Consider the following 25,234-nt stretch of genomic DNA (forward strand, 5'->3'; position numbering starts at 1 on the left):
TTTCGTGTAACAACGTTGACCTAGTGCTCTGCCCTCGCTGGCAGCGCTATGTTGACTCGCAAGCCGCCCAGGGGGCTGTCTTGCAGGGTCATGTGTCCACTCCAGACTTCGACGATGTCACGCACGATGCCAAGGCCCAGACCATGACCATCGATTTGTTCGTCCAGCCGGGTTCCACGCTCAAGAACTTGTTCGCGCTCGGAGACAGGTATACCAGGGCCATCATCGTCGACCACAAGTAGGTAGCGTCCCGGTTGCTCCTCGATGCTCAAACGTACTTCACTGTCAGCCCACTTGCAGGCGTTGTCGAGCAAGTTGCCGAGCAGTTCGAGCAAGTCTTCACGGTCCCATGGCAACACCAGACCGGGACGTACGTGCTGACTTAGCTGCAAGCCGTCGCCATGGATCATGCTCAGGGTCGACAACAGCCCTGGTAGTTCGGCATCACAATCGAATTGCGCGCCCGGCAATGCATCACCCGCGAGCCGCGCACGATTGAGCTCACGGCTAAGGCGCTGCTGGATCTGTTGCAGTTGTTCGCGCAATTGCACTCGTACCTGCGGTGCATCCTTGAGTTGCTCGCTGGAGGCCAGACTCAACAGCACCGCCAACGGTGTCTTCAATGCGTGGCCAAGGTTACCCAAGGCATTCCGTGAACGACGCAGACTGTCTTCGGTATGAGCCAGCAGATGGTTGATCTGCGCGACCAAAGGCTCCAGCTCAGTGGGCACCTGCGTGTCGAGCTGAGAGCGCTTGCCTTGCTGCAACTGAGCAATCTGCACGCGCGCGCGTTCGAGTGGACGCAGCGAACGGGTGACAGTAATGCGCTGCAGGATCAACACCAGAATCAGCGCAACCAGCCCCATTCCAAGGCCGATCTGCTTCATGCGCCGAAACTGATCGCGCACCGGGGTGTAGTCTTGGGCCACGCTGATTGCGATCGCCTGGCCGAAGCGTCGGTAGTCGCTGCGCAACACCAACAACTGCTGGTTTTCGGGCCCCAACTCCAGGTCTGTGTGCAGCCCGCTTTTGGCCGGCGCAGGCATATCGAGGTCCCAAAGTGAACGGGAGCGCCAACTCTTGCCGTCAAAGTCGATGCGAAAGTAATAGCCGGAAAACGGTCGTTTGTAGGCCGAAGAAATTCGCCGCTCATCCAGCTCAAGACCAGATTGCCCTTGCACCATTGCGATGAGCAAGTTCTCGCTCTCTTTGCGTAATCCCGTCTCCAGGTATCGCTGCAACCCTACCTCGAACAGCCACAGGCTTAACTGGGCCAGCGCCAGGCCTACCAGCACCAGTACCGCAATCAAGCCAAGGCTCAGACGCGCCTGAATCGATTTCACCCGGCGCTCCCTGCATAGCGATAGCCTTGACCCCGTCGTGTTTCAATCACGTCGCGGCCAAGCTTTCGGCGCAAGTGGTTGACGTGGACCTCCAGCACATTGGAGTCGCGCTCGCTCTCACCGTCATACAGGTGCTCTGCCAGATGGCTTTTGGATAGAATTTGCTGCGGATGCAGCATGAAATAACGCAATAGCCGAAACTCTGCGGCCGTGAGCTGGATATCGACACCGTCGCGCGTCACACACTGGCGTCCTTCATCCAGTTGCAGGCCGGCAGCTTCCAGGGTTGACTGGTTGGCCAGGCCACGCGCGCGGCGAAGTAACGATTGAACGCGCAGCATCAGTTCTTCAGGATGAAACGGCTTGCTCAGGTAGTCGTCTGCACCGGCTTTCAAGCCCTCGATGCGCTCAGCCCAGGAACTGCGAGCGGTGAGAATCAGCACAGGCGTCAGCAACCCACCGGCGCGCCACTGTGCCAGTACTTCAAGGCCTGACAATCCAGGTAGACCGAGGTCGAGAATGATCAGGTCATAGGGTTCGCTGCTTCCCTGATAGACCGCATCCCTGCCATCGGCCAACCAGTCGACTGCATAGCCTTGGCGCTGTAGGCCTTGGATCAATTCGTCCGCTAATGGGACATTGTCTTCGACCAGTAAAAGGCGCATCAATCATCTTCCTCGTCTTTGAGCAACATTCCATTGGATGCATTGAGTTTGATCTCACGCACCACGCCTTCTGGGGTCAACAACTCGACTTCATATTCGTAGCGGTCGTGTTTCTCTTCAAGTTCCGCCTCCAACAACTTCGCCCCGGGATAGCGTCCCAGGGCGTCGTTGAGGAGTTGTTCCAGTGGCAGGATTACGCCTTGCTGCCGCAGCTTCAAGGCTTCATCCTGGTCAAGATCACGGGCTACGGCCAGCGAGCTCAAGGCTAACAGCGCAACGAGAACCGTTTGTGCTGATCGCAGTCGTACGGTCATTAGTTGTCTCGAGCGTCCTTGAGGATTTCACCGGTCTTGGCATCAAAATCGACGTCCCATTCAACATTCTGGGCATCGCGAAGCTCGACCTTGTAAATGTAGCGGCCGTACTCGTCTTCCAGCTCCGAATCGGTAACGGTCGCACCTGGATGCTTGGCAACGGCTTTAGCTTTCAGCTCGTCTAGCGACATGATGGTCTTGGCCTGAACCAGCTTCACCACTTCATCAGGCTGTACGTCTTTAGCCAGGGCAACGTTGGCACTAAGAGCAAGGGCAGCGGTGGCGAACAGGGCAGTCAAAGTTTTCATGAGTTCTCTCCGTTGAGATCAGAATTGTTTCTACGAGGACTAGATTAACCAACCGAACTTAATTGAAGCTGAAAACGACTGGCGACATGATAGCGCACCCCTGGCCCACAACAGGACCGCCGTTCTCTATAATTGCCGGCTCCAGAAAGCGAGACTCGAATGAGCGCAATCCATATCAAGTATCCGGCGCTGACCCTCAAGGCAGGCAGTCAGGCCTTGCGGCGCATCGGTGAGTGCGGACTCCAAGCAGCCGATGTGGGTGTGCTACCCGGCGCAGCGGGCGGCCCAAAGGCGCTCGGGATCCAGGGCCTGGATCTGGCACTGTTCGGCCAGTGGCTGCCCAGTGCCCCCCGTGTGCGCGCGTTGATTGGTGCATCCATCGGCTCCTGGCGCTTCGCCAGCGCCTGCCTGCCCAACCCAGCCGAGGCGCTACAGCGCCTGGGACAGCTTTACACCGAGCAAGACTTTGCCAAAGGTGTAACCCAGGCCGAGGTCAGCCGCAGTTGCCGAGGCATGCTCGATGAGCTGCTGCAGGGACGTGACAGACAAGTCCTCGAAAGCCCGGATTACCGCCTCAACATCATGGTGGTCAAGAGCCATGGTCTATTGGCACATGATCACCGTGCACGCTTGGGAATGGGCCTGTCTTCGGTGATCGCCGACAACTTGATCGGACGGCCTCGATTGGCCAAGCATTTCGAGCGGATCATTCTCCACGACGCCCGAAGCGTGCCGCCTTTGCAGCCATTGACCGATTTTCCATCGCGCTGCTTGCCGCTGGATGCCAACAACCTGCGCCACGCGCTACTCGCCTCTGGATCGATACCTATGGTAATGGAAGGTGTGCGTGACATCCCCGGTGTAGGCTCGGGAACTTACCGTGATGGAGGCCTGCTGGATTACCACTTGGACTTGCCGTATCAGGGCGATGACATCGTGTTGTATCCACACTTCACCGACAAAGTGATTCCAGGCTGGTTCGACAAAGCTCTGCCTTGGCGGCGAGGAGATGGGCAACGTTTGCGCAACGTTTTGCTGCTTGCGCCCTCAGCTCAATACCTCGCGGCCCTGCCCTACGGCAAACTGCCTGATCGCAGTGACTTTAAACGTTTCATGGGTGATGCGAGCAGTCGTCAACGTTACTGGCACAAAGCGATGTCCGAAAGTCGACGATTGGGTGATGAGCTTCTCGAGCTGATAGAAACCGGCAGGCTGCACGCGCAACTGCAACCTTTGTAACGACCGTACTGGTAAACTGCCTACCAGCATAGGCTTTCAGAGTTGAGACAACGTGGAAATTTTCAAAGATTCCACGGTTGGCTCCCGCCCAAAATCGAGCCATCTCACTGAACGCTACGGCCAACGCAAACAGGCGACGTAGACGTGTCACCTCGTGTCACGCAACACATTCCCAATGCATTACAACTAGTACATCATTCAGTACATCGTAAATTTCTTGAGGGAGAATGTACTAGTGGCACTCACGGACACCGCTGCCAGACAGGCAAAGCCGAAGGAAAAGGCATACACCGTTGCCGATTCGCTCGGTCTCTTCCTTTATATAGCTCCCAGCGGCGTGAAGAGTTGGCATTTCCGATTCACCTGGCTCGGCAAGCAGGCGCGGATATCTTTCGGGACTTACCCAGATGTTGGATTAAAGGATGCGCGTGCGCGGCGTGATGATGCGCGCGAAGAGGTAGCGCAGGGTATTGACCCGCGCGAATCGAGGAAGGAGAAGAAGGCAGAACGCATTGAGGCCCAGGGTCGGACCTTTCGCCGCGTCTATGAGGAGTGGATTGCTTTCAGGAAGGGAAGCATCTCGCCTGGAACCCTGAGGGTTATTTCCAATGCGATGGAGCTGGACGCGCTACCAGCGTTCGGAGACAAGCAGATCGACGCCATCAAGCGGGCGGAAGTCATCAGTCTTATCCGCGCCATTGAGAAGCGCGGCGCCGTGACTCAAGCCGTCAAGGGGCGCCAGTGGATCAGCCAGGTGTTTCGCTATGCTATTGCCATCGGCCTGATGGATGTCGACCCAACATCAGAAATGCACGCGGTAACCGCAAAGATCGATCAGCACAGCCACCGGCCGTTCATGGACTTCAGCGAAATGCCGAAGGTCATGAAGGCGATCATGGATTGCGTAACCGGCCATCAAATCCGTTCCGCTACCCTCATGATGATCTACACCGCATCGCGACCTGGTGAAGTCAGGAATGCCGAGTGGTCGGAGATCGACCTGAACGAAAGGACCTGGACCACGCCAGCAGCCAAGATGAAGATGCGCCGTGACCATGTTGTGCCTCTGCCTGACCAGGCAATCGAACTATTGAACGGCATGCTCCCTATGTCCGGCCACCTTCGCTACGTCTTCCCCAAGCGAGGCGATACCTCCAAGCCCATCGGCATCAACTACGCCCAGCGCGTGATGGATATGTGCGGCCTAATCGGCAAGCAATCCCCTCACGGCTTCCGTCACATGTTCTCTACCGAGATGAACGGTCGTGGCTACAACCGCGACTGGGTGGAGCGACAGTTGGCGCACGCCGATACCAGCGTGATACGTGACATCTACAACCACGCCACTTACTTGGACCAGCGCCGGCAGATGATGCAAGAATGGGCAGACCTAATTTCTACAACGCCAACAAATCTAGGCGCAAAAGGCTAAATGTTCCTTTTAAGCCTAGATTACTTGGCGTTATGTATTTTCGGTGGATTAGTCACCCCGCGAACCGCATCATATGTGCGCTCGCATGACAGTCCAGCTATTCGACTTCGCTCAAGCGCTGCTGCGCAGCTTCCCGCCATTCGGTCAGACTCTTCAAGCAATCCCCCGAGCACCACGACGGCAGAGGCTCCTGTCTCGCGCTGCTGGGTAGCGATGGTGTCGCAGGTTGCTCGGTGGCCGGTCCGCAGTCGTTTGATTTCGCCGCGCATCCCGTCAGCAGCAGACTCAGCAGTAGCGGCGCGACCCTCGGCCAGGTCCAGTTTGTGTCGTGCATTCTCACCTTCCTCATCCGCCACTTTCTGCCGGCGCTGTTCTTCATTTCTGGCCTGGGCGGCGGCGCGGCGGTCGCGCTCGGAGACCTCCAGGCGGTAGTCGGCCAGATCACTCTTCACCTTGGCGGTCTCCACTCTGGCTGAATCAGTCTCGCCCTGGGCAACCATCAGCCGATATTGCTGGCCAGCACCCACAACCAGCACTGCAAGCAACCACCAGGCCCAGGCCGGGACCAGCTTCAGCCAAGTCATGCGAGCTCCCCGCCGGCGGCGATGAAGTGCGCCAGTAAGTCGTCCAGTTTGCGTTCATGCTGCCCATATCCCGCACCCGGAAGACTTGCCCAAATGTTCCGGCACTTCTCGATTGCTAACTCGATGCGGCCGGCATGCACGTCAGGTAACGCACGACGCTCCTTGATCAATTGCAGGGCCAGCTTATCCTGGCTCACAGGGCCGAAATCGGGCAGCTTCAGCAGGTCGCGGTAATGAGGCCAGTAGCGCTGCAGCTGCTGGTACCGCCCGGCAGCTGTCGACTTCAGGCCTTTGGTGTTCACAGTGACCAGCACGCCCGGATGGCTGGCATAGCTCTTGAAGGTGTTGGGGCTATCGATGCCCCCGACAATGACGTCGTAGCCATCATCGCGGGAATGCTTGCTGGTTGAGGTGCCCTCCGACCAAGCCAACATATCGAGAAAGGCGAGCGCATTCTTGCTGCCCGCCAGTGAGTCAGAAATACGAGCCATGGGTTTCTCCAGGCAAAAATAAACCCGCTCGATGGCGGGTGCTTTGAGTGCGGTAGCTGTCAGGCCGGAGGCGCTGGCCAGTCGATTGTGTCGGGATAGCCTGGCTGGTCCGGCACGCGAATCAACGCGATGCGGTATTTCTTCCAGGCCTTGAGCTCGGCCATTTCAGCCTCAGTGGCCTCCTCAAGGTCGACAGCGTCCTGCAATGGAGCAATGGCGGAATCGGCGACAGCGCGAAGCGTTGAGGCCTCGGCGATGATCTGGGCAAGATGTTGTTCGGCAGCCGCCGTAGCTTTCATTTCCCGGGTGACAACCTGCGACCAGTCGATGATGCCGCCCACAGCTGACTGTTGGCCTGTGGCCAGATCGAGACCAGGAAGTTGCACTGGCCCATCAGCAGGACTGTGAATGTCGACGGGGAAACGGGCAAAGTCAGGCGCATCCGCTGCGTGCGGAAGAGTAAGCATTAAGTTCAGATTGCCGTTGATGCGCTCCACGGCCTGGGTAATCGATTCCGTACCGATAGCCTCCGCCGGGAGTGTCGAACCGTCCTCAAGGCGCGAAAAGTCCAGCATTAAGCCGTTGATAGTGAGCGTGTCACCCGCCTTTATGACGCTCAACTCGGCATCAGAACGGACTGGGGATAGTTTAATAATCATCAGTACCACCTTCCTATGGCGACCACGTCAAGGAAGCCGGCTGATATATCGGAGGAAACAAATTGCCCAACAGAAGCTATTGAGCAAAGCGCCGAAGTATTAGTGCGTGTATACGCATAACACCCCGTTACCTGTTTCGTGAACGGAATTGAGCTACCGGACTGATTCACTAAAACCGTTGGCGTAGATGCGAAAGCAACCGGATAAGTCCAACTGGTCCGCAGGTTGGATGAGTTGAAAAACTCCAGCATTCTCCCTAAAGACGTACAAATCATCGTCCCGTCAGCGAATTTCACGTACTCGCCATTCGCATTACTGCCGCGCTCGATGATTGCACCGGTCGGCACACCACCACTCTGGCTGACAGAGCCGACGATATCGGCCACGGCTGCCGACTTCAGGCCGAGCCCGCTGCGAGCGAGTGCCGGAGTGGTACCGCCGGTGCCGCCCTTGGCCACCGGAACTACGTTTTCGGTCGAGACAGAACCCAGGCCAGCCAGCGTGCTCCCCCAATCGTTGACGATCTGACGCAGGCGGTCCGCTGATTCCTTCACGTAGCCTTGCATCGGGGCGAGCGCATAGGAGCCGCCCGCCACTGTGACGCCCTGATAGACAGGAAGAATGCTGAGCACCGTAGCGCTCGCAATATTGGTGACTTCGTACCAACGGCCGTCAGGCCCTTGGAACGCATCGCCCACCCGGGCGTTTGCTGAAAATGCGGTGCCGGTACCGGTCACTGTGGTTTGGCCGGTCGTGATCGCGACCGTGCCTGTTCTGTACCAGGGCATAGTTTCTCCAGACAGTAAAAAGCCCGCGCTCGGCGGGCTGACTTATAGGTGACATCAGTTATATGGAAACGGCAAACCAGTGGTTCGGATAACCAGGGCGATGGGTATCCGATCAGTCGGAATGGCCGTGTAGGACGCTGGCGATGACGCCGACATCGAAGGGTACGAAACTGGGCTGCCGCCAGAATTGGCGAACATGAACGAGATCCCGCCCGTTCGACCGTAAGCCCCTTCGTTGACGCCGCACTGAGACAGCATCGAGCCGCTGATGGTCAGCGTATTCCAGAGCGTTGCGCTACGAGAAAACGGCAAGAATGCCGCGTACTCAATTCCGGCACTCAAAGCGATATCGACGACACAATGCATTTGCGCATCTTGCGTGGCAGTCTGATATCGGATGAGCTCATTGCGCCCTCCCGCATATGCCAACAGCTTGCGACCAAACTGGTCATTTGCTGCCGGCGGTGACGGTGCCTGCACTGAGTCGACGACATTGAGGGGCGGTTGCAGCGAATTGAATGTTATCTCGCCATCTTCGTTCCAGGTCTTCAAGTAAGGCCTGCCCGCGATATTGTCGGCCATCAGGTCGAAGCAGTAGAACTTCGTCGCTGCGCTTCCGCCCGCATACATAAACGTCATGCTGCTGCCAGAGACAGCCGTACCATTGAGGCAGCCCTTGCCAACGATGAACACGATTGGCGATATCGCGTTTGTAATTGTGAACCCGAACATCGTGTCACCGGTACGGTTCGAGTCCATCCAGTTCGAGCCGTCGTTGGGATCAAGTTGCGCCGACCTCAAATACTTCCTTGGCCAGGTTTCGATCGCCACCATGTTTCCGCTCTTGACCAAGCCGTAGCAGATTTTGCTCGTATCAAATAACAGCTCCCCGGTGTCCTTTCTCACTATCAGCCGAGCACTCATCAGTAATACCCGTAGTAAATGCGGCAATTGGCTGAGAAGTAACCCCAGCCCGAAGTTGAGTAGGAGTACGACCAGGACAGGGTGTTGCCGGAGATCGTCACGCCTGGCTTCTTGCCCCTCTCGCGCTGCAAGTTCACTAAGGGCACGATGATGTAGTACATCACCTTGCCGGTAGGTGGCGCCGGCATAGTGATCGATCCTGCCGATCCGCCGGTCACCACACTGCCAACCATCTGGCTCAGTTTGCTGGTCATATCGACCAGCACCTTCTCCGATGAGTCCTTGATTACAAGTCCGGTCATATCAAAGGCTCAAATCGATACCCAGCACACCATTGGCGTGATACGCACGAACGCTGGAGTTGTTGATGGTGAGTCGGCTCTGCCCTGCCCCGGTACCGTTCAGCTCGAACACGCCACTTTTGTAAATGGCCCATCCCTGAACACCAGCGACATAGTCGGTCGACGCAATGAAGCTCCCGATCTTGGCGTTGGAGATCGTGCCATCCATGATGAAGGCTGAGTTCATGAACACTTGCCCGCCAGTAACAGCGAATGGAGATGCCAGCGTTCCATTGATGCCGTTCACTACCGCGAACGTATCCGCACTGACCAGGAACTTGCTCTGCAGCCCTCCCGGGCCGTTCTCAATACCCATCCCAACGCTTGCAGCAACGTACTGACCTTGGGAGTTGACCTGCATCTTCACCGACCACATAGTGCTGGCTTTGCCGTCCAGCGCGGCCAGCGCCTGGCTGGTGGTCTGAACCGATGCGTTGGTCTTCTGAATTTCGCCGTTGGTCTTGTCCAGAGAGCTGTTGAATGAAGCCTCGAGCGTCTCGGACTTGCGCGCCTGAGCCTCAATAGCAGTTGCCCGCACCTTCGACTCTTCAGCGATCTTGGCCGTACTCTCCCAGGACTTCAGGGCACCGGCCAGATCGCCCTCGCCGTTATCGTCCCGCTCTCCCTGCGGCGAGACGAGGGACGCCTCCATGTAGCCAATGCGCTCACCCAGGGCTTCATCTCCATCCGCCCGGGTGCGCGCCTCGTCGCTGATCGCGGTCTCGGCATCGTCAACACGGGAGTTGACCTCCTGCAGTCGTGAAGCCGTCGAAGACTCGTTATCCGTAACGGCCTGATCGAGCTGCGAGATATTGGCCGAGTTCTCGCCCACCTTGGTGGCCACATCGGCAAACCGGCTGGCTGTAGCGCTTTCGTTGGTGGCTACAGTCTTTTCCAGGCTACTGATGCCGGCGGCGTTCTTGCCGACAGTCGCCTCGACCTCAGTGACGCGAGTGGCCATCGCCTCGTTCTGGGTGGCCCGGGTGCGACTTTCTTCTGCCACTTTGGCCGTGGCATCCCAGCCGCGCAGAGCGTCAGCAAGGTCGCCCTCGCCGTTGTCGTCGCGGTAGGAAGACTGCACCGCCTGCAGCGCTGAAGCCTGGGCCGTGACCTGGCCTTCGATTTCCGTGATGTCACTGGTGTTCTTCGCCACGGTGCTGGCCAGGGCGTTCGCCGTCTCGGCGATGCTGCCGATATCCACCCAGTACGTCGGGTTCGGCGGCGCATTGCTACCGTCGGCGGCGGCCGGCACTGGCGCGATAGCCATGTACAGACGCTGACCGTGACGAACGGCATCATTCTTCAGGTAGGCATTGGTCGGCACATACTCCAGCGGGTCAGTCAGCTCAGTGATCAGTCCCTCCAGTTCCTGCTTGGCCGAGTCGATCCGATCATTCACCGAGCCAGGGAAGTCGCCGGAAATCTTCTCGATCTCCTTCAGCAGCTCTTGGCCAAGTTCGCTCTCAGTGATCCGGCCGCCGAGTAACTCAAGGACTGGCCCTGCGTCGGAACCGGACTGACCGAATGTCCAGGCTGTCCAAGGTCCCGTATTACCAGTGCGGTCTGCAAGGCGTGCCCGGAAAAACCTAGTGACGCCTGCGGCCATTCCGCTCTTCAGGTAGGTCCTCGCTGGGTAAGCTACCATCGAAAGCTGCACCGGATTTTCACCGTTACCCGCAAGGGACTCTTGTATCTCGGTGTAGAAGGTATCGGCAGCGCCCCCAGGGAATGCCCAGTTCAGGCGGATACCAAAGAGCTCCGTGGCAGCGCTGAAGCTTGCCAAGGCTGGTGGTTCGCCGGTCTTGCCGTAAAGCTGGGTAGGTTTGGAAAACGCCCAAATAGAACTACTTCCAGCAACACCCACTGCTGCCACCCGCGCGATGTAGACGCCGCTGTAAATCCCTTTCACTTCCATGGCTGCGGTATACGTGACTCCCGCATAGATCCAGTCGCCGTCGTCACGCTTCCACCACACGTTGTAATGCTGTGCACCACGGGGAGCGTCCCAGGTGATGCGCATAGTTGCTACGTTGACGCCCTGGCTGACCGTATCGAAAGTCGAAAGCTCGATGTTCGATGGCGGGGTCTGGACTGCGCCGGGCAAAACGCTGGTGGGCGGCGTTACGATTTGAGCGCCATTGTCGATCGCCTCAAACTTACTGGCATTGCGCTCGACAGCGACGATGTCGTACTGCAGCTTGTCGTCGCCAAAATTTTCGTTGACGGTCAGCACCCGATAGGTCTCGGCTACAAGCTCAGCAGTCTCAATGGTGTAGATCGATTCCTTGACTGGCACCTTAGAGAATGACTGCGTTACGGTCACCAGCCGCCCAACAATGGAGCGGATGATCCGCGTCTCTGCCACGCCTTTTGGCAGGATGACCACCAGGGTATCGCCAGCTGATGCCGCTACATCGTTGTCCAACGTAACAGTAGTAGTGGTTGCGGCCTTGAGGCGCCCCCCAATAGGCACTCCGGCGAAGTTCTCGTCAGCTACGCGGATGATGTCGCCTGGTCGGCAAATGGTGCCATCCAGGCCCACGCTGAAGTTGATAGTGCCGGTTTCCAGCCTGTTGGTCAGAAGGATGTACTTGCCGGCGCGTTGCGCTTGCCCTTGTGATACGCAGCCGAAAGCGGTGATCTCTGTTTCGCGAATACCGTAGCGACCAATTGCGGTCTGGTCCTGGACATACTCAACACGCTGGTTGCCGAAATTCTCTCGGTCACTCCACGCGACCTTGGCCACGCTGAAGCGAGTCGACCCGCTCGAACCTGGACGGTTGAACTTGCCATCAATGACGTTGGCGTTAGTGTAGGTATACACCGGGTCGCCCGGCATGTCGGCGGCGCAGGCTACTTCGCTGCCAGCGTAGTAGCTCATGCCGCGGAAGACACTGGCCAGGTCCTGCAGAACGTTCAGTGCGTCCGCCCGCGACTGCAAGTAGACGTTGCAGGTAAACCGAGGCTCTTGGCCACCCTTCCCGTTCGACACTTGGTGGTCGCAGTACTGCGCGATCTCGTACAGCCCCCACTTGTCCACTTGGCCAGCGTCAATGAAGCGGCCCAGGCCGTAGCGATCGTTCAGGACGATATCGCGCCAGATCCACGGCGGGCAGTCGGTCCACGCAAGCTTGAATGTGCCGTCCCAGTTCCCGGTGTATGTGCGGGTGGCAGCGTCATAGTTGCTTGGCACTTGGATAATCCGACCACGTATGCGGTAGGCGCGCTCAGGTACCGCCGAGAACTGGCTTGCATCCATCTTCAGGCCGCAGAGAGCGGTGTATGGGTACTGAAGCTTGGCGTCGATGACTTCGGTGTAGGTGCCGATAGAAGTCGTAGCCTGAATCCGCGAGTCAGTCGAGTCTGGAGTTGTTCGGCGAACGCGGATGCGCCAGCCGGAAGTAGCCTTGGGGAACTCGATCCGGTGCGAGCGCTGGTAGCCCGTGGTTGTCTTGCCGCTGAAGGCAGCCTTCAGCACCGTCTTGTAGTCGCCGTCATCAGTGGAAAGGTCGATCTCGTAATTGACCGTGTAGCCGACCATATCGCCGTCGCTCTCGGTCCGCACCAGCGCACCTACCGCAAGCTGGATGCGAAACGCAGATAGCTCTAGGTTGCTAAATGACTGCACCCAAGACTGGCTCGCCTCGAGCTCCACACCAACCGACGTTTGGGACTCAACCGCAGGAAAACCTGCGATGTGGTCCTGATCATGCTCGCCAGTGCGCTGCTCCCACGTCACACCGCTGAAGTTCAGGCTTCCGTCGCTGTTCGCCAGCGGTGTCTTGTCCAAGTAGATGGACTGAGCACCGTTGACCAAGCCGACAATTGGGCCCTCACTGATGCCGTCCAGAATGTTTGCATAGCTGACGTTGATCAGGCTGTCTGGGCTTTCTACAGGCGCGTGCGGCTTGGACCCACCTTTGGAGCCCAAGATAGACATGTCAGTCATGGAGTGCCTCTATTGCTGATCTTCGGCGCGGATGCCGAGGGAGAGCTGCGCAGACCCGGTTGTCATCTCTCCATAGCAGAGAGGTACCGGGTTGCCCTGAGTAATGGTGTTTTTGATGCCGGAGAAGTTGTAGCTGGGTCGATTGTCTGCGGCTTCGCTGCTGTCGATTTTGGCCTGGGTGCCTGTAATCATCTGAGCTACGCCGCCGATTGCAAGAGAGAACCCAACCATTCCGACAGCTCCCCATGTCGTACCAGCTGCTCCGGCCCCGAATAGCCCAGCCCCACCTGCTGCAAGACCGCCAGTGAAAAAGCTGGCAGCAGCAATCAGAGCAATGCCCAAGACCACCTGCAGGCCGCCGCCACTCTTTCGCCCCTCCACGACGGGCGCTATTCGGATATCGGCCGAGCCGGGAGGATGTGTCAGTTCATGTGTTGCGATGTTCCGCTTCCCGTAGAACACAGCGAATGCCAGCCCTTTCTCCTTGGAGCATGCTAGGTACTTTTTGAACCCAGGAAATAGCACTCCAAGCGCTTTTACCGCCTCAGCCGACGATTGGACCGCCAGGTAATGAACGCGGCCAAACAGACGGCCAAGTTCACCATAAAGGCGAATAGTTCTGATCCGGTCAGACATGTTTTCTCCAGGCATAAAAAAACCGCCTCGTGAGGCGGTCTAACTTGGCATTACAAACAACTTATTACCGGCTCTCTGAGCCGCTTGGATATCCAGGTATCAGAAACTTCGTAGTATCTGACCAACACCCCTGTCGGTATCGTCGAGACATCCACAAAATATCCACCATCCCGAGACATAACAGTTGTACCTCCGTTTCTGCCTGGCTGAATGGACGCCTTGTTTAGCTCTCCAGCTAACCGCATATCCTGCCATGCAAATAGAACGCACTCCGCATAGGAGCTTTCCGTCTTCCGCGACTCGAGCGTCTTGATGGGGCCTACCGCCCGCATTTCAGACATGTTCGGCGTCGCACATCCCGACAACGCAACCATCGCCGTGGCAGCTATCAGTTGTGGAACTCGCATTTCTTACCCCCTTGTCCAAAGGGGTAAATCTATCACGCTCACTTTGCCTCCCGGTGGCGCAAGTAGAACCTCGCCGCTTCTCGCCAATATCCACCGAAAACGTCGCGCTTTGAGTCTCGCCCATAAAGGTGGTGCAGTATTCCGCCCGGCACCGGATGGTGATCGGGCTCGGTCTTGAGGCGACCATCGGCGAGATAGACACCCGCGTGGTTCGCCTTTTCGGCGCGCACCTGCATGACGATGAGGTCGCCCTGGTGTAAGTCGTCGGGGTCCACCGGGTAGAAGCCAGCCGCTTCGAAGTTGTCGGCATAGAGGTCCTGCCCCTTATCCCACCATCCGTCTTCGCGTTCGTAATCAGGAAGCACGATACCCAGTTCGCGCTGGTAGTAGTCGCGGACCAAGGTGTAGCAGTCCAGCACACCGTGATGGAAGGGTCGGCCCACCAGCGGAGCCTGGTACCCGGTTGGCTCGTGCACCAGGTGCGTCACCGGTTCACCTTCGCGCACCTCGATGATGACCCAAGGCAAGGCCGTGGACTCCATCGCTGCACGATCGGCGGCGCTCAGCCTGGCAGGCTGACCGGGGTGGCTGTGCACCACGGCGACGATAGTCCCTTGATCCTCGGTGTCGGCCCAGTCTTCAGCGCAGATGCGGAACTCCTGCTCAGGCTTTGCCGCTTTGTTGGCCAGTGGCAGGTAAACCAGCTTCCGCCCGACCCGTACCAGCAACCCGCAGCATTCCTCCGGCGCCCTTTCACGCGCGTGCACGTACATGGCCGCAATGACAGCCTGCGATATTTTCATGGAAAACCTCAGTTGCCCGCAGAAGGGAAGCTGCCGTAGCGCAGCGGATTGTTCGCGCCGAAGCGCAGCTTGCACCCGGTGAGCGTGCCGGAGCACATATCCTGACCAGGATCCCCGGTCGACACGTCCTTGTCGGTAGCGTAGTTCGAGCCGGTATATCCGCAGTACACACCGCGGTACCCGCCAATCGTGAGCCATTGGCAGCAGTTCGCAACAACCTGCCGCCCCGGAAGCTTCCGATCCGATGCTATCAGGGGGGACTTCAGCGTAAATACGATCAACTCATCATCCGCAGACTGCTTCTGGTCGATGGCGTAGACGTCGTCTGCAAAGTGCTCTTGAGGGTCGGCCTCTGGGTTGCCGCCGGGAAAGTTTGCTGCGTCGAGAAAGCGACCCAGCGTCCGATGGCGAACGACCTTACCGTCGACCAAGTCGTCATAGATCCGGCATAGCGCAGTGAGTAGGCCGGAGACGTTGCCAACTGAGAGCAGCGGACTGTTCTGCTGGCCCTCGCCAGTCATGCCCATACCCTCAACCTTGATCGGCCAAGGCGAATATTCCTTACCCTGCCAAAACACCGGGCCCACCTGGGTATATCCGTGGAAGTAGTAAATGTCCCCGCCCAAAGCGCCCAGGTCCAGTTCGAAGAGCTCGACGTACTGGCCGGGATTCAGCTTCTGGATATCCTCATAGATGCTCTCAGTCATCAGGTCACCTGGTGTGTTTGTTCAAAGGTTGCAGTGAGCACCCACATATCGCCTCCTTGGTCGGTAGGGCTGTATGCGTTGCAAGTGAAGTAGCGGTCGCCATCAAATGGCGTCTTCCAGATGAAGGGTTTGAACCCCTTCTGCGCCCGGAGAAAGGCAAGAATTGCAGCAATCCGCGCTTTCTTGCCTGTGAACGTCAGGCTCCAGGACTGCGTTTCGTTATTGATCCCGTTGCCAGCGATTTGCTTGTACCCGTTGCCGAACTTGGCAGCGCGCACCGCACTCTCAAAGGTGCCAGGGGCCGAGCGATTCGGCCTCCAGGTGAATCGATCGGCCATCTGGCCCTCCTACAATGTCAACGCACCGGCCGGTTGATAGCGGCCCAGATCATGCCGCCGTGCTTCAATTGCTTGGCGATTTCCTGCTGAGCCCCGTCCTTGGCCGCCTTGGCGTAGGCCTGGCTGACTGCGCTCAAGTCCGTAGTCCCAGCTCCGGACTGCCCGCCTCCCTCAACAGAGATTTCCTGCTGAACAACGACGGAGTTGGAGTTGCCTCCCGATGAAATCTGGCTGGGTATCGATTGCGGAGTGATTGAGCTGACCAGGCCCCCTTCGGCATAGCCACGGGTATTCAGCGATTCGAGCCAGTCCAGCATTCCCGGCTGGCTGACTACTTCCTTGCGTAATACGAATTCGCCGCCGTGCACGATGCCGGCCGGTTCAAACTTTCCACCGTTACCGGTGTAACCGCCGTCAGAAAATGTCGGGGTGTACGTCAATCCCGACGAAGCACTCCCTAGCCCATAATCGAATCCACCCGCACCGGATGCTCCGGAAGATGTCGCAGACCCGGCTCCGGAGCCGATAAGACTGGTTCCAACCGTTCCAAGAATGCTCGAAAAGACGCTCGACGATGCAGCCTGCATCGCCATCTTCGCCAGCATCTTAGCGAAGCTGACTGCCACGTCGTCAAAAGTGTTATCTGCTCCAAACGCCCACTCCACCGCAGCATCGGTCAGTCCATCGTACAGCGAGGTGAACGCTGATTTAGCCTGCCCGGCTACGTCCCGCGCCTGATCGATATAATTCTGGAAGGCCGACGAAGCGCCGCTACGCCAATTTCCTTGGGCTTCAGATATCTTGGCGTAGTTGTCGACCACGGTGTCGCGGTACTTGTCCTCGGCCTTACCCAAGACATCCAGGTCACGCTCGTAGTCATTCTGGCTGTACTTGTCCGGAGCTGTGCGGCGGCGATCCAGTAACTTGGCGCGCTCATCGTTGAAACGATCAGTGGCCCCATCCAGGTCACGCTGCAGTCCGGCTTGGCGATCACCAAGTCCAAGCGAGCTTGCAGCCCTGGTACCGGAAGTCGAAAGTGCGGCGCGTTGGCGCTCCAGCTGATCGACGTAGGCCTGAGTGGCTGCCTTCTGTCGTTTCAGCCGCCCCTCCTCGTTCGTGGCCAGCACCGCCAGCTCCGAATCAGCGTCCTTCTGCGCCTTGACCATGTTGGCCCGGGCATCGGCGATCTTCTGGTCCAGCTGGACCCGCTGGGCGGCCGAGGTACCGGCCTTGCCCTTGGCAGCTTCGAGCGCCGCGATCTCCGCCTGGTAGGCGTTGGTCACCTCGTCCTTCTGCTGCTCGATGATGGCTGTGCGCTGGGTCGCGTAGGACTCCTGGGAGATGATGCCGGCCTTCTGGGCAGCGTCCAGTTCCTTCTGGTTGTTCTTGTACTCGGCCAGGATGGCATTGAGGGCGTTCTTCTGCGTGTTGAAACCGGAGAGGTCAACAGCACCAGGGCGTCCGACTGGGTCCTTGTACTGCTCGGCGATGTTACTGCGGACCCTTGCGATGGACTCAGGATTGAGTCGAGCATCGGCTGGATCCTTCTTCCTGATGATATCCAGGGAACGCTCGTACTCCTTGAGTGCCTCGCTGCGTTTCTTGGAGTTGTTCCAGGCCGACTTCTCCAGGGCATCGACCTTGGCCATAGCCTTGATGGTCTTCTCGTTGGCTTCCGCCTCCTGGCGGTCGAATGCAGCGTTTTCCTCCTGGGCTGCTTTCTTGTCCCTCAAGAACTGGAGCTGATCGGTGTAAAACTCGACCATGGTGTCGCGGTTCTGGAAGGCACCAACGTCGCCGCGCTCGGCACCGGCCAAGTTGATCTCGGCCTGACGGATATCGTCGTCGATGCTCTCCCGACCAATGTTTTTCAACTGATCGGCAGCCTTGGCGACCGCGTTGTAACCGCGCTCCCACCAGCTCAGGTTCTCGATGATCTTCGGGGTGCGCTCGTTGATAGCGTCCGCGAAGGCTTCGGTGGCGAGCTTGACGGCGTCCGCGTGCCTCCCTTGCTGCTCAAGAGCGGCAATCTGCGAGTAGACCGAGCTCGTCAAGTAGTTGTACTGCGTGTTCAGCGCGACCGAGGCTTTCACTGGGTCGTCCGCCAGCTTGACGAACTCGGCAATGGTCTCGGAAACCGCTTTCCCTGTTGCCTCCTCCATCGATACGGCTGCTTGGGCCACATCCATGAAGCTGTCGCCGGCTATCTTGCCGCTACCGGCCAGGCTCGCCAGAACCGATGCAGCTGCCCCGGTTGTGCCAACAGTCGAACTCACCTGCTTGGCCATACTGCCCAGTTGGTCGGCAGTCAGCCCAGCCGAATTACCCGTCAGGATCAGCGCGTTGCTGTAGGCGTCTGCCTCTTCGGAGCCTTTGTAAAAGGCATACCCCAGCGTCACTGCGGCAGCAGCCGACACGGTAAAGGGGTTGATCAGGCCAAGGATGTAGCCGCCTAAGGCGCGCGCTGCCGGGCCAAGCCCGCCGAACATGTCCTTGAGCTGGCCGCCCTGCTGCAAGGCAACCATCATGATCGGCTGGCCAGCGACGATCGACGTGAAAATATCAGTGAACTGAGCCGGTACACCTCGCAACGCTGCAGCGGTGGCCTTTGCAGTCATGCCAGTACTGCTCAGCGAGGCATCCGCACTGCCCAGGGCAGCCCTCGCCTGGTCAATCTTCCCCTTGTACTCAGCGAAAGTCTCAGGATCGAGAGCGCCGCTGGCTTTGAAGCCCTGCAGCTTCTGCTCCATCTGATCCAGACGGCTCATGGCTGCGACAGTAGGGTCGATTTTACCGAGAAGGTCGTCGAGAGCCAGGCCCTGATCGCGCTGTGCGGCTGCTGCGGTCTTGGCGGATCCGGCCAGGCGCTCTTCTGTTACCAGCAAAGCTTGTGCACGGGTGTTGATGGCTGCTTGCCGGCTGGCGTTGTCCGACAGGACGGCATTCGCCTGGCTGGTAACTTCGGCGGTTCGAGCGGTTGCACGGTTCAGCGATTGAACGTACTCACTCGCCTCCAGGGATGCCCGCGCCATGGCCAACAGGCGAGCCTGCTGCTCATCAGCAGTTTCGGCGGCACGGCGGCTTGCCTGGGCGCCTGCGTCCGTGGCGGTGGTCAGCGCGGCCTGTGCTTGCCCGGCCTGCTCAGCCCCAGCCTTGAATGCAGTCATGCCCGCCGCAGCGGTGGTCACGGCACGGCCGACCGTGATCATCTGCTGGGCCAGTTCAGCCTGCTTGGCGTTGAGGGCCTGCAATTCCTGAACTATCTGCCGGGTATCACCTTGCATTCCGCTCAGTGCTGATTCCCAGGCGCGCCCGGTCTTACCCGCCGATTCCTCGCTACGCTTGCCAGCGTCTGCCAGCTTGTCCAGGTCCGTCGCGGCGTGCGCGGCATCGCCGGAATCAACCCGGATGCCCAGTTCGGCAATGGTGGTCATGCTCTACTCCGTTGATTCAGCCATGACGGCCAGAGCCTCGGCCTCCATTACGCGGAGGTCGGGAAAAATGTTGGGAAGGTCGCGGCGCTTGATGCCGAGCATCGAGGCGATGGCCGGGATGATTGAATAATCCAGGCCCGAAGCACCGCCCATGCCCGTCCGCCACTGAGTGGACATTGCCTCGAACAGGCGGAAGGCTGGCCAGGCGTCCGGCCAGACCTCTACCTCTTCCTCGGGAAGGTCGGCGCGGCTCAGGCCGAGCATCGCCAGTTGCCCTTCGGAGGCGCCCTGCTCGTAGACAGCCCTGGCCGCGCTCTTCAGTTTCCCAGACGGGCCGCGCTGTATGCGCTCTGGAAGGCGTCGATGACAGCTTTTGGCGCGCCGGTGCAGGTGCGCACCAGGTCGAGGATGGCGTCGTCGCTGAACTCGTCGTCGAGATCCCAGCCGGCCACGATATCCTTCAGCTGATCAGCCTGAAGCTCGATCTCGGCGGCAGTGGCGTCCTTCCAGCTGACACCCTCCTCCTTCGCCTTTTCCGCCCAAGCATCGCGCGCCTTGTTCCAGCGGTCGAACATCTCGGACAGCGCGATACGGTCCAAGTAACGGAACTCGAAACCAACCTCGACCGGGGCGGAGCCGACCCGTGGAAGCTGTACTGCGGCGCCGAACGTTGGGTTCTGCGCGATTTTGATCTTCGCCATGGATCCCCCTTAGGCGTTGTAGCGGGTCGGGCGACCGGACAGGCCGATGCTGATGGTACGGGTCATCAGCTGGTTGCGGTCCATGGTCGGGGTGCTGGTGATGCTCACGTAGCCGGGCATCAGGATCTGGCGATTGCCAGGCAGCTTCAGGCGGACAACCGCAAGCTCCTTGGAGTCGTCATAGCCCTCGACCACGCTGACATATCCGGCCTCGGGCTGATCTTCGACGGCGATCGAAACGCTGATCGGGTTGCGGTTGGTGGGGAACTGGAGGTCATCGTCATTCTCCAGGTAGCCAACGGTGAGAAACTGCTGCTCGCCACCGGATACAGTGAAGGCGGTGACCTTGGAGATCTGGGTCCAGCCCGAAACCGGTACAACAGACCCGGCGCCAGCACCTGCGGTGAAGCGCTCCTCGTTGGTGGTATCGAGACCGGCCAGGGAGAAAGCGTCGGTGGTAACACCGGACGCCTTGACGGCGCGGTCGTTGATCAGCGCCCAGCCGGAGTTGATCAGCAGGATATCGCCAGCGTCGATGCCGTGACCGACGGAGGCGGCCACCGGCGGCTTGGCGTTGGTCAGGGAGGTGAAAGGTACAGCGGCGCCGAGAACAGAAGCGATCTCGACAACAGAGCCGTTGGGCAGCGGGATGCGTGCGGCCATGGAGTGTTTCCTCATTGATGCCCGCCAGGCGGCGGTTGGTTATGCCCCAGCGGGCGGTTGGTCTGCGACACCCTGATAGGTGAAGCTGGCCGGGACCGTGTAGGTCGCCGGCTCGGTGATCGTGGGACCCTGCTCCAGCGGCTCGACGATCAACCCTTCGAATCCGTTGCGGCTGAGTTCGGTGTCGACGCGGAACAAGGTGCTCAGCTCGTCGACCAGGGCCTCGGCAGTAACCAGGGCCTGGCCCGCTGGGCACACGATGCTGATCTGGTAGATACCCCGGTACTCATAGGCCTCAGCAGCCAAGTAGCGGGTCGTGGTGCTGGCCGGTAATAGGAAGGCCCGGAGGTAGGTTTCACCCGGAGCGGCCTCGAAGCCGTCCTCCATGTGCGCAATCCGGACCGAGCGCGCAGCTGCCCAGGCGGCCAGCTTGATCTCAATCGCCTGGCGGGCGCGTGCGTGGCTCATACCTGGTTGTTCCTGATGGCTTCGTCGACGATGCGTTGGAAGTTGGCCAGGGTCACACGCACCATTCCGTGCGGCGCCTGGGTGGAGTGGCCGTACTCGAGTGGGATCGCATACGGCAGATTGTTCACGATGTAGGCGGTCTGGCCGATTGTCAGCGCCGCGACCTGCGCCTTCAGTTCGGCGATGGTCTCATTACCAGATCGGTCGATCCGATCGAGCTCGCCAGTTGCCGGAGCATCGATGGAGAATTGCCAGTTGCCACGAAAGCGCCCGCCGACATACCCCTGGCCGGCCACAAGACCGTTCACAGCGAAGTTCTGATCGCGCTCTGCCTTGGTGAGTGGCTTGGCGTATCTGACGCCCTTGCGCAGCTTGCCGGCCTTGGTGAAGTTGTCCTGGTTCAGGTTGATAAGGGTGTTGCGCACCGTAACCTTGAAGTCGTAGCTGTCAGCAGCCCTAGTGTTAGCCGCTCGATGAGCTACGTTGGCCTTCCAGATCTCGGGATCGCCCACTGGCGACATGCGGATGACACTGCTACCAACCTCAATAACGATCTCGCGAAACGTGGCATCAAGCGCCTGCTCAGCCTGCTCCGCGAAAGCCCGAATGGCTTCAGCGAATCCGCCCTGCAGCCCGCCATACCGCTGCGTCATGTGTGAACCGCGTGGCATGGTCACTTCCTCAACTGAATGGTCCAGGTAGCCTGAGCGGGGTCTTCAGACACGCTGAGTGCTCGGTAGCCGCTAACTTGGTCGCCGATTTTGGGCGCGGCAGGGGTTTCGCTTACCTGCCCACCCTGCCCCTCAAACAGCTCGTTCTGGAGCACCAGCAGCTTCACATCCTCGGTCTGGATACGAGAGCCATCGATCTCCTTTGCCAGGTAGCTGCCGAACACGCCCCGTCCGACGTAGTAGGTAGTGGAAGCCGGCACCGTACCGCCGATCGCGGGATCGTACCCACTCTTTACGGTGCGGGATCCAGCAACCGGCTTCACCGTGTCGGCCAGACCGTCAGGATCATCGAATGCTTCCGCCAGGTCGGCCTGGACCTCTTCGCGCATGCCCATTTGAAATACACTCCAGCCAATCCCCAAGAAGAGATCGATCATGAATAAAAAAGCTGAATGCGAGGCCGCCATCCGCCACCTTGTCCACGAATGGGCAAAAGCCCAAGAGCAGCCTTCAGGCTGGCACCCGAGCTTCGGCTCATTCAAAAGCTGGCTTCGCGACCAAGGCTATGGCCACTACTTGGAATTCAGGAGCGTGATGCCGGCCAGCGACGTCGCTGAACAGTGGTTCGATCAAGAGCTGAAGCAGGGATGGCGAAACTGATCGCGCTCAAACCCGCTTGAGCAGAACGGTGCCGGATCGTCTGACCCAGGGGGCTATCAGGTCCAATGCGAAGTTCTCAGCCGCGGACAGCTCAACTGAGCCCTCGGCGTAGGTCTTGCTGGTCGAGGTGCCAGACTGAGCTGACACGGTCTTGCTGAGCACCTCTTTGCCGGTGTCCTTGTAGAGCTTGTTCTCGGCAGCCAGCTTGGCCACCTGTGCACCAGCGGACACGATCGCGTCCGGCACCGGGTCTGGCACCGCCCGCCTGATCTTGGCCGTGAGCCAGGCATTGGCCATGGCTACGGCAAGGACCGCATCACCCGAGCCCGCCCAGTCCGGCCCAAGCTTCTGGTCGACGTCAGCGACGGTGATGAAGTCGGTCATGGCTTACTCCTTTGGGATCAGGGCCTGCAGGTCGGGCTTGTTGAGGGCGGCGTCGAAGGTGATGCCCTGGGCCGTCAACCACTCCTTCAGCTGCGGGACCTTCATTTTGTGCGGGTCGGTCTCGTCGTCGCCGCCCTCTGCCTCAATCGCTTTGTCGATCTCGGCCTGGCTGCTCACAGAGGCATAGCCAGCCGGCGGGTAAGCCGAAGCCTTGTAGCCCTCCGCTACCCACTGGGTGATGGTCGGGCCGTCCAGCCGCAGGCCTTCTTCGATCTCGCTGACGCTGATGCCTTGTCGCTGGTAGGCCTCCCCAATGTGCGGAGCCTCGCCCTGCACGGACACCGAAGTGGCCCCGTCGATGACGCCAAAGAATTGGTCCAGACGGCGATAGCAGGTACCGCGCTCGCTGCCCGGGGAGTTGGTGTAGATGACTTTCATGGTGAGCTCCTGCACAGGGCGCCAAGTCGGCGCCCCGCATCATGGGTCAAGGGGTGGCGGTGCCGCTGATGACGGCGGCGAACGGCACCTGCTTGCGGTCGAACACACGTTCCCAGTTCGCAGCGCTGGCGTACTGGGTGGCGTTCGGGCTCAGGTTAAGGTTGTTGCTGCCTTTCCAGCTGAAACCGGCGGGCTGCAGGATGAAGGTCTTGCGTTCCCACAGGACTTCGGCACCGCCGCCATTGCCACCGTCCGGCTTGCGCTGCAGCTCGACCGGCACATGCGGAGTCCCCTCGCCATAACCGAAAGCGCCTTGGCCGAAGAATACCGACAGGAATTGACCGGGCGCATAGGTCAGGCTGTCATCCATGAACACCGGCTTGCCGAGGTAGGTGGCCAGGATGATTTTGCCGGTCGAATCGCGCAGGTACTCAATCAGGTCCTGCTTGACCATCTGGTTCATGACCACCGAGTGGACGCCGATGGCTCCGAACATGTCGGCCGCATCGCCGGCAGTGAAGGCAGCGTCCTGAAACGCGGTGGCGCTGATGGTGGCACCTGCGTCCTTGACCATGTCACCGGCATTGTTGGCAATGTTCGACGCGATGATGCCTCGTGCAGCGCCCAGCAGATAACGCTGCCACTGGCGAGTCCAGTACGTACCGAAGCGGTTGCGGATGTGCTGCATGGGCTCGCTATTGGCCAGCTCAGCAGTGAGGTCGGCAACACCGTAACCTTTGTTGAGGTAAAGCGTGCGGGCCCGCATGCTGCCCTGCTCGGCCTTGCCGACCTCGCCCAAGTCATCCGGGTTGTCGTTGGAGATGTTCGGCGCCTCGTCGGCGTCGAGATCTTGCCAGTAGCTGATCTCGGAGGTGCCCTGGCCGTTGTTGGCGATATTGTCGAGCGTCGGCGAGCGGGTCACGATTCCCGATTCGAAGACGGAAGTTTTTTCAGGGGTGTTCACCGGCGCCAGCGCGCCGTAGTAGTCGCGGACGAAGATGTCCGACAGCTGGGTCGTGGCCATGGATTAGGTTCCTTGGGTGGCTTGCAGTTTTTTGAATGCTTCGGGGTTGTCGCGAGCGATCGCAGCGCGCTCGGTCTCGGTGTACTCACCCCACTTCTTCGTGGCCTTGCCACCGTTGTCGCCGGTCTGCCCGGCACCCTGAGCCCTTGGCCACAGGTGTGTGGCGGTTTCGCGCAGCGATTCCGCCCATTCGAGGGGAGACAGCGGGGTCTTGCCATCCTTCCCGTACACGACTTCGCCGGCACGGTCAGTGGCAATAGGCTCGCCGTCTTCGCTCAGTTTGAAGGTGCCGCGGGCGCGGAGGATGATGTCCTCGGCAGCCTCAGGCAGCGCGCCGGCCTTGATAGCAGCGGCGCGGATGGAGTCGGCCAGCACCTTGTCGCTGTACTTGGCAGCGAAGGCTTCAGCCTTATCAGCGCGCTCGTTGGCGGCCTTAACCTGCTTGTCCAGGTCGCCGCGCAGGCGCTCGGTACGGCGGGTAATGACCTCGTCCAGCTTGCCCTCTGCAATCAGCTTGGTCTCTTCGTCCTGGCCTACTTTGGCCAGCAGGCCCTTCACAGCGTCGATGTCCAGGCCTTCGAACTGGCCCTTCAGCTTGTCGAGCTCAGTCTTGATGGTCTTGTTGGAGCCGATCAGCTCTTGGTTCTTGGACTTGAGGCCCGAGACCTCGCCGTCCAGAAATTTCTGCACCTCGCCGCCCAGCGCTGCCTTGAGGGCTGCGGTTTGGTTCTCGTCGAGGGTGAGGCCGTGGGCGGCCGGGTCGAAGTCAAAAGGCATGTGGCTATCCCCTGGGGATTGATTGGCCCGCCTGGCGGGCATGAAAAAGCCCCGCAATTGCGAGGCCTGTAGATCGCGCCACGAAA

Annotated in this window: 29 protein-coding genes; 3 read left to right on the top strand and 26 right to left on the bottom strand. The window is 59.4% G+C overall.

What is annotated here, in order from left to right; translation table 11 throughout:
* Positions 1-20: 20 nt before the first annotated feature.
* The 4 genes from D3Z90_RS17600 to D3Z90_RS17615 are packed head-to-tail and all read right to left on the bottom strand — an operon-like array spanning position 21 to position 2,630.
* Positions 21-1,343: a sensor histidine kinase gene (locus D3Z90_RS17600; RefSeq protein ID WP_136477235.1), complete on the bottom strand. Its 1,323-nt coding sequence runs from the start codon at positions 1,341-1,343 to the stop codon at positions 21-23.
* Positions 1,340-2,008, bottom strand: a complete 669-nt coding sequence (locus D3Z90_RS17605) for a response regulator transcription factor (RefSeq protein ID WP_136477236.1) — start codon at positions 2,006-2,008, stop codon at positions 1,340-1,342. Before D3Z90_RS17605 ends, D3Z90_RS17600 begins: the two co-directional genes overlap by 4 nt.
* On the bottom strand, positions 2,008-2,322 hold the full coding sequence (locus tag D3Z90_RS17610; protein ID WP_136477237.1) for a PepSY domain-containing protein: 315 nt from the start codon (positions 2,320-2,322) through the stop codon (positions 2,008-2,010). Before D3Z90_RS17610 ends, D3Z90_RS17605 begins: the two co-directional genes overlap by 1 nt.
* Positions 2,322-2,630, bottom strand: a complete 309-nt coding sequence (locus D3Z90_RS17615) for a PepSY domain-containing protein (RefSeq protein WP_136477238.1) — start codon at positions 2,628-2,630, stop codon at positions 2,322-2,324. The genes D3Z90_RS17610 and D3Z90_RS17615 overlap by 1 nt, the downstream gene beginning before the upstream one ends.
* A 159-nt stretch (positions 2,631-2,789) precedes the next feature.
* Between D3Z90_RS17615 and D3Z90_RS17620 the strand changes: the two genes are divergently transcribed.
* Positions 2,790-3,869, top strand: coding sequence for a patatin-like phospholipase family protein (locus D3Z90_RS17620; protein ID WP_136477239.1), 1,080 nt, complete (start codon positions 2,790-2,792; stop codon positions 3,867-3,869).
* A gap of 235 nt (positions 3,870-4,104) precedes the next feature.
* The gene (locus D3Z90_RS17625) at positions 4,105-5,301 is read left to right on the top strand and encodes an integrase arm-type DNA-binding domain-containing protein (RefSeq protein WP_136477240.1); all 1,197 of its coding nucleotides are present in this window, start codon (positions 4,105-4,107) and stop codon (positions 5,299-5,301) included.
* A gap of 20 nt (positions 5,302-5,321) precedes the next feature.
* On the opposite strand, the gene D3Z90_RS17630 is transcribed toward D3Z90_RS17625, so the two are convergent.
* From D3Z90_RS17630 to D3Z90_RS17715, 18 genes are all read right to left on the bottom strand, one after another.
* On the bottom strand, positions 5,322-5,885 hold the full coding sequence (locus D3Z90_RS17630; RefSeq protein ID WP_136477241.1) for a DUF2514 family protein: 564 nt from the start codon (positions 5,883-5,885) through the stop codon (positions 5,322-5,324).
* Positions 5,882-6,376 carry a glycoside hydrolase family 104 protein gene (locus tag D3Z90_RS17635; protein ID WP_136477242.1) on the bottom strand — a complete coding sequence of 165 codons (495 nt, stop codon included), beginning with the start codon at positions 6,374-6,376 and terminating at the stop codon, positions 5,882-5,884. Before D3Z90_RS17635 ends, D3Z90_RS17630 begins: the two co-directional genes overlap by 4 nt.
* Positions 6,377-6,435: 59 nt before the next feature.
* Positions 6,436-7,035: a tail fiber assembly protein gene (locus tag D3Z90_RS17640; RefSeq protein ID WP_305956101.1), complete on the bottom strand. Its 600-nt coding sequence runs from the start codon at positions 7,033-7,035 to the stop codon at positions 6,436-6,438.
* Complete coding sequence (locus D3Z90_RS17645) at positions 7,035-7,823, bottom strand: phage tail protein (RefSeq protein ID WP_136477243.1); 789 nt, start codon at positions 7,821-7,823, stop codon at positions 7,035-7,037. The genes D3Z90_RS17640 and D3Z90_RS17645 overlap by 1 nt, the downstream gene beginning before the upstream one ends.
* Before the next feature lie 54 nt (positions 7,824-7,877).
* Positions 7,878-8,747 carry a hypothetical protein gene (locus tag D3Z90_RS17650; RefSeq protein ID WP_136477244.1) on the bottom strand — a complete coding sequence of 290 codons (870 nt, stop codon included), beginning with the start codon at positions 8,745-8,747 and terminating at the stop codon, positions 7,878-7,880.
* A complete protein-coding gene (locus D3Z90_RS17655; RefSeq protein ID WP_136477245.1) occupies positions 8,747-9,049 on the bottom strand; it encodes a hypothetical protein in 303 nt (100 codons plus the stop codon). The genes D3Z90_RS17650 and D3Z90_RS17655 overlap by 1 nt, the downstream gene beginning before the upstream one ends.
* A gap of 1 nt (position 9,050) precedes the next feature.
* The gene (locus D3Z90_RS17660; RefSeq protein WP_136477246.1) at positions 9,051-13,037 is read right to left on the bottom strand and encodes a phage tail protein; all 3,987 of its coding nucleotides are present in this window, start codon (positions 13,035-13,037) and stop codon (positions 9,051-9,053) included.
* A gap of 9 nt (positions 13,038-13,046) precedes the next feature.
* The gene (locus D3Z90_RS17665; protein WP_136477247.1) at positions 13,047-13,673 is read right to left on the bottom strand and encodes a tail assembly protein; all 627 of its coding nucleotides are present in this window, start codon (positions 13,671-13,673) and stop codon (positions 13,047-13,049) included.
* A gap of 445 nt (positions 13,674-14,118) precedes the next feature.
* A complete protein-coding gene (locus tag D3Z90_RS17670; RefSeq protein WP_168198482.1) occupies positions 14,119-14,883 on the bottom strand; it encodes a C40 family peptidase in 765 nt (254 codons plus the stop codon).
* An 8-nt stretch (positions 14,884-14,891) separates the two neighbouring features.
* Positions 14,892-15,590, bottom strand: coding sequence for a phage minor tail protein L (locus D3Z90_RS17675; RefSeq protein WP_136477248.1), 699 nt, complete (start codon positions 15,588-15,590; stop codon positions 14,892-14,894).
* Positions 15,590-15,928 carry a phage tail protein gene (locus D3Z90_RS17680; protein WP_136477249.1) on the bottom strand — a complete coding sequence of 113 codons (339 nt, stop codon included), beginning with the start codon at positions 15,926-15,928 and terminating at the stop codon, positions 15,590-15,592. Before D3Z90_RS17680 ends, D3Z90_RS17675 begins: the two co-directional genes overlap by 1 nt.
* Before the next feature lie 17 nt (positions 15,929-15,945).
* Positions 15,946-19,362 carry a phage tail tape measure protein gene (locus tag D3Z90_RS17685; protein WP_136477250.1) on the bottom strand — a complete coding sequence of 1,139 codons (3,417 nt, stop codon included), beginning with the start codon at positions 19,360-19,362 and terminating at the stop codon, positions 15,946-15,948.
* A gap of 3 nt (positions 19,363-19,365) precedes the next feature.
* Positions 19,366-19,626, bottom strand: coding sequence for a DUF1799 domain-containing protein (locus D3Z90_RS17690; RefSeq protein ID WP_136477251.1), 261 nt, complete (start codon positions 19,624-19,626; stop codon positions 19,366-19,368).
* 53 nt (positions 19,627-19,679) lie between these two features.
* On the bottom strand, positions 19,680-20,063 hold the full coding sequence (locus D3Z90_RS17695) for a phage tail assembly chaperone (protein WP_136477252.1): 384 nt from the start codon (positions 20,061-20,063) through the stop codon (positions 19,680-19,682).
* A 9-nt stretch (positions 20,064-20,072) separates the two neighbouring features.
* Positions 20,073-20,726, bottom strand: coding sequence for a phage tail protein (locus D3Z90_RS17700; RefSeq protein ID WP_136477253.1), 654 nt, complete (start codon positions 20,724-20,726; stop codon positions 20,073-20,075).
* Between the two features lie 39 nt (positions 20,727-20,765).
* A complete protein-coding gene (locus D3Z90_RS17705) occupies positions 20,766-21,194 on the bottom strand; it encodes a phage tail terminator-like protein (RefSeq protein WP_136477254.1) in 429 nt (142 codons plus the stop codon).
* Positions 21,191-21,865, bottom strand: a complete 675-nt coding sequence (locus tag D3Z90_RS17710; RefSeq protein ID WP_136477255.1) for a hypothetical protein — start codon at positions 21,863-21,865, stop codon at positions 21,191-21,193. Before D3Z90_RS17710 ends, D3Z90_RS17705 begins: the two co-directional genes overlap by 4 nt.
* Before the next feature lie 2 nt (positions 21,866-21,867).
* Positions 21,868-22,260: a hypothetical protein gene (locus D3Z90_RS17715; protein WP_136478992.1), complete on the bottom strand. Its 393-nt coding sequence runs from the start codon at positions 22,258-22,260 to the stop codon at positions 21,868-21,870.
* A gap of 40 nt (positions 22,261-22,300) precedes the next feature.
* Here D3Z90_RS17715 and D3Z90_RS17720 point away from each other — a divergent pair, with 40 nt between their 5' ends.
* A complete protein-coding gene (locus tag D3Z90_RS17720; RefSeq protein WP_136477256.1) occupies positions 22,301-22,525 on the top strand; it encodes a hypothetical protein in 225 nt (74 codons plus the stop codon).
* 6 nt (positions 22,526-22,531) lie between these two features.
* Here the strand turns inward: D3Z90_RS17720 and D3Z90_RS17725 are convergent, their stop codons facing one another.
* The 4 genes from D3Z90_RS17725 to D3Z90_RS17740 are packed head-to-tail and all read right to left on the bottom strand — an operon-like array spanning position 22,532 to position 25,148.
* Positions 22,532-22,909, bottom strand: a complete 378-nt coding sequence (locus tag D3Z90_RS17725; RefSeq protein WP_136477257.1) for a hypothetical protein — start codon at positions 22,907-22,909, stop codon at positions 22,532-22,534.
* A 3-nt stretch (positions 22,910-22,912) separates the two neighbouring features.
* On the bottom strand, positions 22,913-23,347 hold the full coding sequence (locus D3Z90_RS17730) for a HeH/LEM domain-containing protein (protein ID WP_136477258.1): 435 nt from the start codon (positions 23,345-23,347) through the stop codon (positions 22,913-22,915).
* A gap of 46 nt (positions 23,348-23,393) precedes the next feature.
* Entirely contained in the window at positions 23,394-24,371 is a 978-nt protein-coding gene (locus D3Z90_RS17735; RefSeq protein ID WP_136477259.1) for a major capsid protein, read from the bottom strand.
* A gap of 3 nt (positions 24,372-24,374) precedes the next feature.
* Positions 24,375-25,148 (bottom strand): hypothetical protein, encoded by a 774-nt coding sequence (locus tag D3Z90_RS17740; protein WP_136477260.1) that lies wholly within the window; start codon positions 25,146-25,148, stop codon positions 24,375-24,377.
* Positions 25,149-25,234: the final 86 nt, after the last annotated feature.

Origin of the sequence: Pseudomonas sp. DG56-2 (assembly GCF_004803755.1) — a bacterium.
Taxonomy (GTDB): Bacteria; Pseudomonadota; Gammaproteobacteria; order Pseudomonadales; family Pseudomonadaceae; genus Aquipseudomonas; species Aquipseudomonas auratipiscis.

Excerpts from the sequence above, each read along its gene's own strand:
- D3Z90_RS17605 (WP_136477236.1), bottom strand. The coding sequence starts at position 2,008 with ATGCGCCTTTTACTGGTCGAAGACAATGTCCCATTAGCGGACGAATTG.
- D3Z90_RS17610 (WP_136477237.1), bottom strand. The coding sequence starts at position 2,322 with ATGACCGTACGACTGCGATCAGCACAAACGGTTCTCGTTGCGCTGTTA.
- D3Z90_RS17615 (WP_136477238.1), bottom strand. The coding sequence starts at position 2,630 with ATGAAAACTTTGACTGCCCTGTTCGCCACCGCTGCCCTTGCTCTTAGT.
- D3Z90_RS17620 (WP_136477239.1), top strand. The coding sequence starts at position 2,790 with ATGAGCGCAATCCATATCAAGTATCCGGCGCTGACCCTCAAGGCAGGC.
- D3Z90_RS17630 (WP_136477241.1), bottom strand. The coding sequence starts at position 5,885 with ATGACTTGGCTGAAGCTGGTCCCGGCCTGGGCCTGGTGGTTGCTTGCA.
- D3Z90_RS17635 (WP_136477242.1), bottom strand. The coding sequence starts at position 6,376 with ATGGCTCGTATTTCTGACTCACTGGCGGGCAGCAAGAATGCGCTCGCC.
- D3Z90_RS17640 (WP_305956101.1), bottom strand. The coding sequence starts at position 7,035 with ATGATTATTAAACTATCCCCAGTCCGTTCTGATGCCGAGTTGAGCGTC.
- D3Z90_RS17645 (WP_136477243.1), bottom strand. The coding sequence starts at position 7,823 with ATGCCCTGGTACAGAACAGGCACGGTCGCGATCACGACCGGCCAAACC.
- D3Z90_RS17650 (WP_136477244.1), bottom strand. The coding sequence starts at position 8,747 with ATGAGTGCTCGGCTGATAGTGAGAAAGGACACCGGGGAGCTGTTATTT.
- D3Z90_RS17655 (WP_136477245.1), bottom strand. The coding sequence starts at position 9,049 with ATGACCGGACTTGTAATCAAGGACTCATCGGAGAAGGTGCTGGTCGAT.
- D3Z90_RS17660 (WP_136477246.1), bottom strand. The coding sequence starts at position 13,037 with ATGACTGACATGTCTATCTTGGGCTCCAAAGGTGGGTCCAAGCCGCAC.
- D3Z90_RS17665 (WP_136477247.1), bottom strand. The coding sequence starts at position 13,673 with ATGTCTGACCGGATCAGAACTATTCGCCTTTATGGTGAACTTGGCCGT.
- D3Z90_RS17670 (WP_168198482.1), bottom strand. The coding sequence starts at position 14,883 with ATGAAAATATCGCAGGCTGTCATTGCGGCCATGTACGTGCACGCGCGT.
- D3Z90_RS17675 (WP_136477248.1), bottom strand. The coding sequence starts at position 15,590 with ATGACTGAGAGCATCTATGAGGATATCCAGAAGCTGAATCCCGGCCAG.
- D3Z90_RS17680 (WP_136477249.1), bottom strand. The coding sequence starts at position 15,928 with ATGGCCGATCGATTCACCTGGAGGCCGAATCGCTCGGCCCCTGGCACC.
- D3Z90_RS17685 (WP_136477250.1), bottom strand. The coding sequence starts at position 19,362 with ATGACCACCATTGCCGAACTGGGCATCCGGGTTGATTCCGGCGATGCC.
- D3Z90_RS17690 (WP_136477251.1), bottom strand. The coding sequence starts at position 19,626 with ATGCTCGGCCTGAGCCGCGCCGACCTTCCCGAGGAAGAGGTAGAGGTC.
- D3Z90_RS17695 (WP_136477252.1), bottom strand. The coding sequence starts at position 20,063 with ATGGCGAAGATCAAAATCGCGCAGAACCCAACGTTCGGCGCCGCAGTA.
- D3Z90_RS17700 (WP_136477253.1), bottom strand. The coding sequence starts at position 20,726 with ATGGCCGCACGCATCCCGCTGCCCAACGGCTCTGTTGTCGAGATCGCT.
- D3Z90_RS17705 (WP_136477254.1), bottom strand. The coding sequence starts at position 21,194 with ATGAGCCACGCACGCGCCCGCCAGGCGATTGAGATCAAGCTGGCCGCC.
- D3Z90_RS17710 (WP_136477255.1), bottom strand. The coding sequence starts at position 21,865 with ATGCCACGCGGTTCACACATGACGCAGCGGTATGGCGGGCTGCAGGGC.
- D3Z90_RS17715 (WP_136478992.1), bottom strand. The coding sequence starts at position 22,260 with ATGGGCATGCGCGAAGAGGTCCAGGCCGACCTGGCGGAAGCATTCGAT.
- D3Z90_RS17720 (WP_136477256.1), top strand. The coding sequence starts at position 22,301 with ATGAATAAAAAAGCTGAATGCGAGGCCGCCATCCGCCACCTTGTCCAC.
- D3Z90_RS17725 (WP_136477257.1), bottom strand. The coding sequence starts at position 22,909 with ATGACCGACTTCATCACCGTCGCTGACGTCGACCAGAAGCTTGGGCCG.
- D3Z90_RS17730 (WP_136477258.1), bottom strand. The coding sequence starts at position 23,347 with ATGAAAGTCATCTACACCAACTCCCCGGGCAGCGAGCGCGGTACCTGC.
- D3Z90_RS17735 (WP_136477259.1), bottom strand. The coding sequence starts at position 24,371 with ATGGCCACGACCCAGCTGTCGGACATCTTCGTCCGCGACTACTACGGC.
- D3Z90_RS17740 (WP_136477260.1), bottom strand. The coding sequence starts at position 25,148 with ATGCCTTTTGACTTCGACCCGGCCGCCCACGGCCTCACCCTCGACGAG.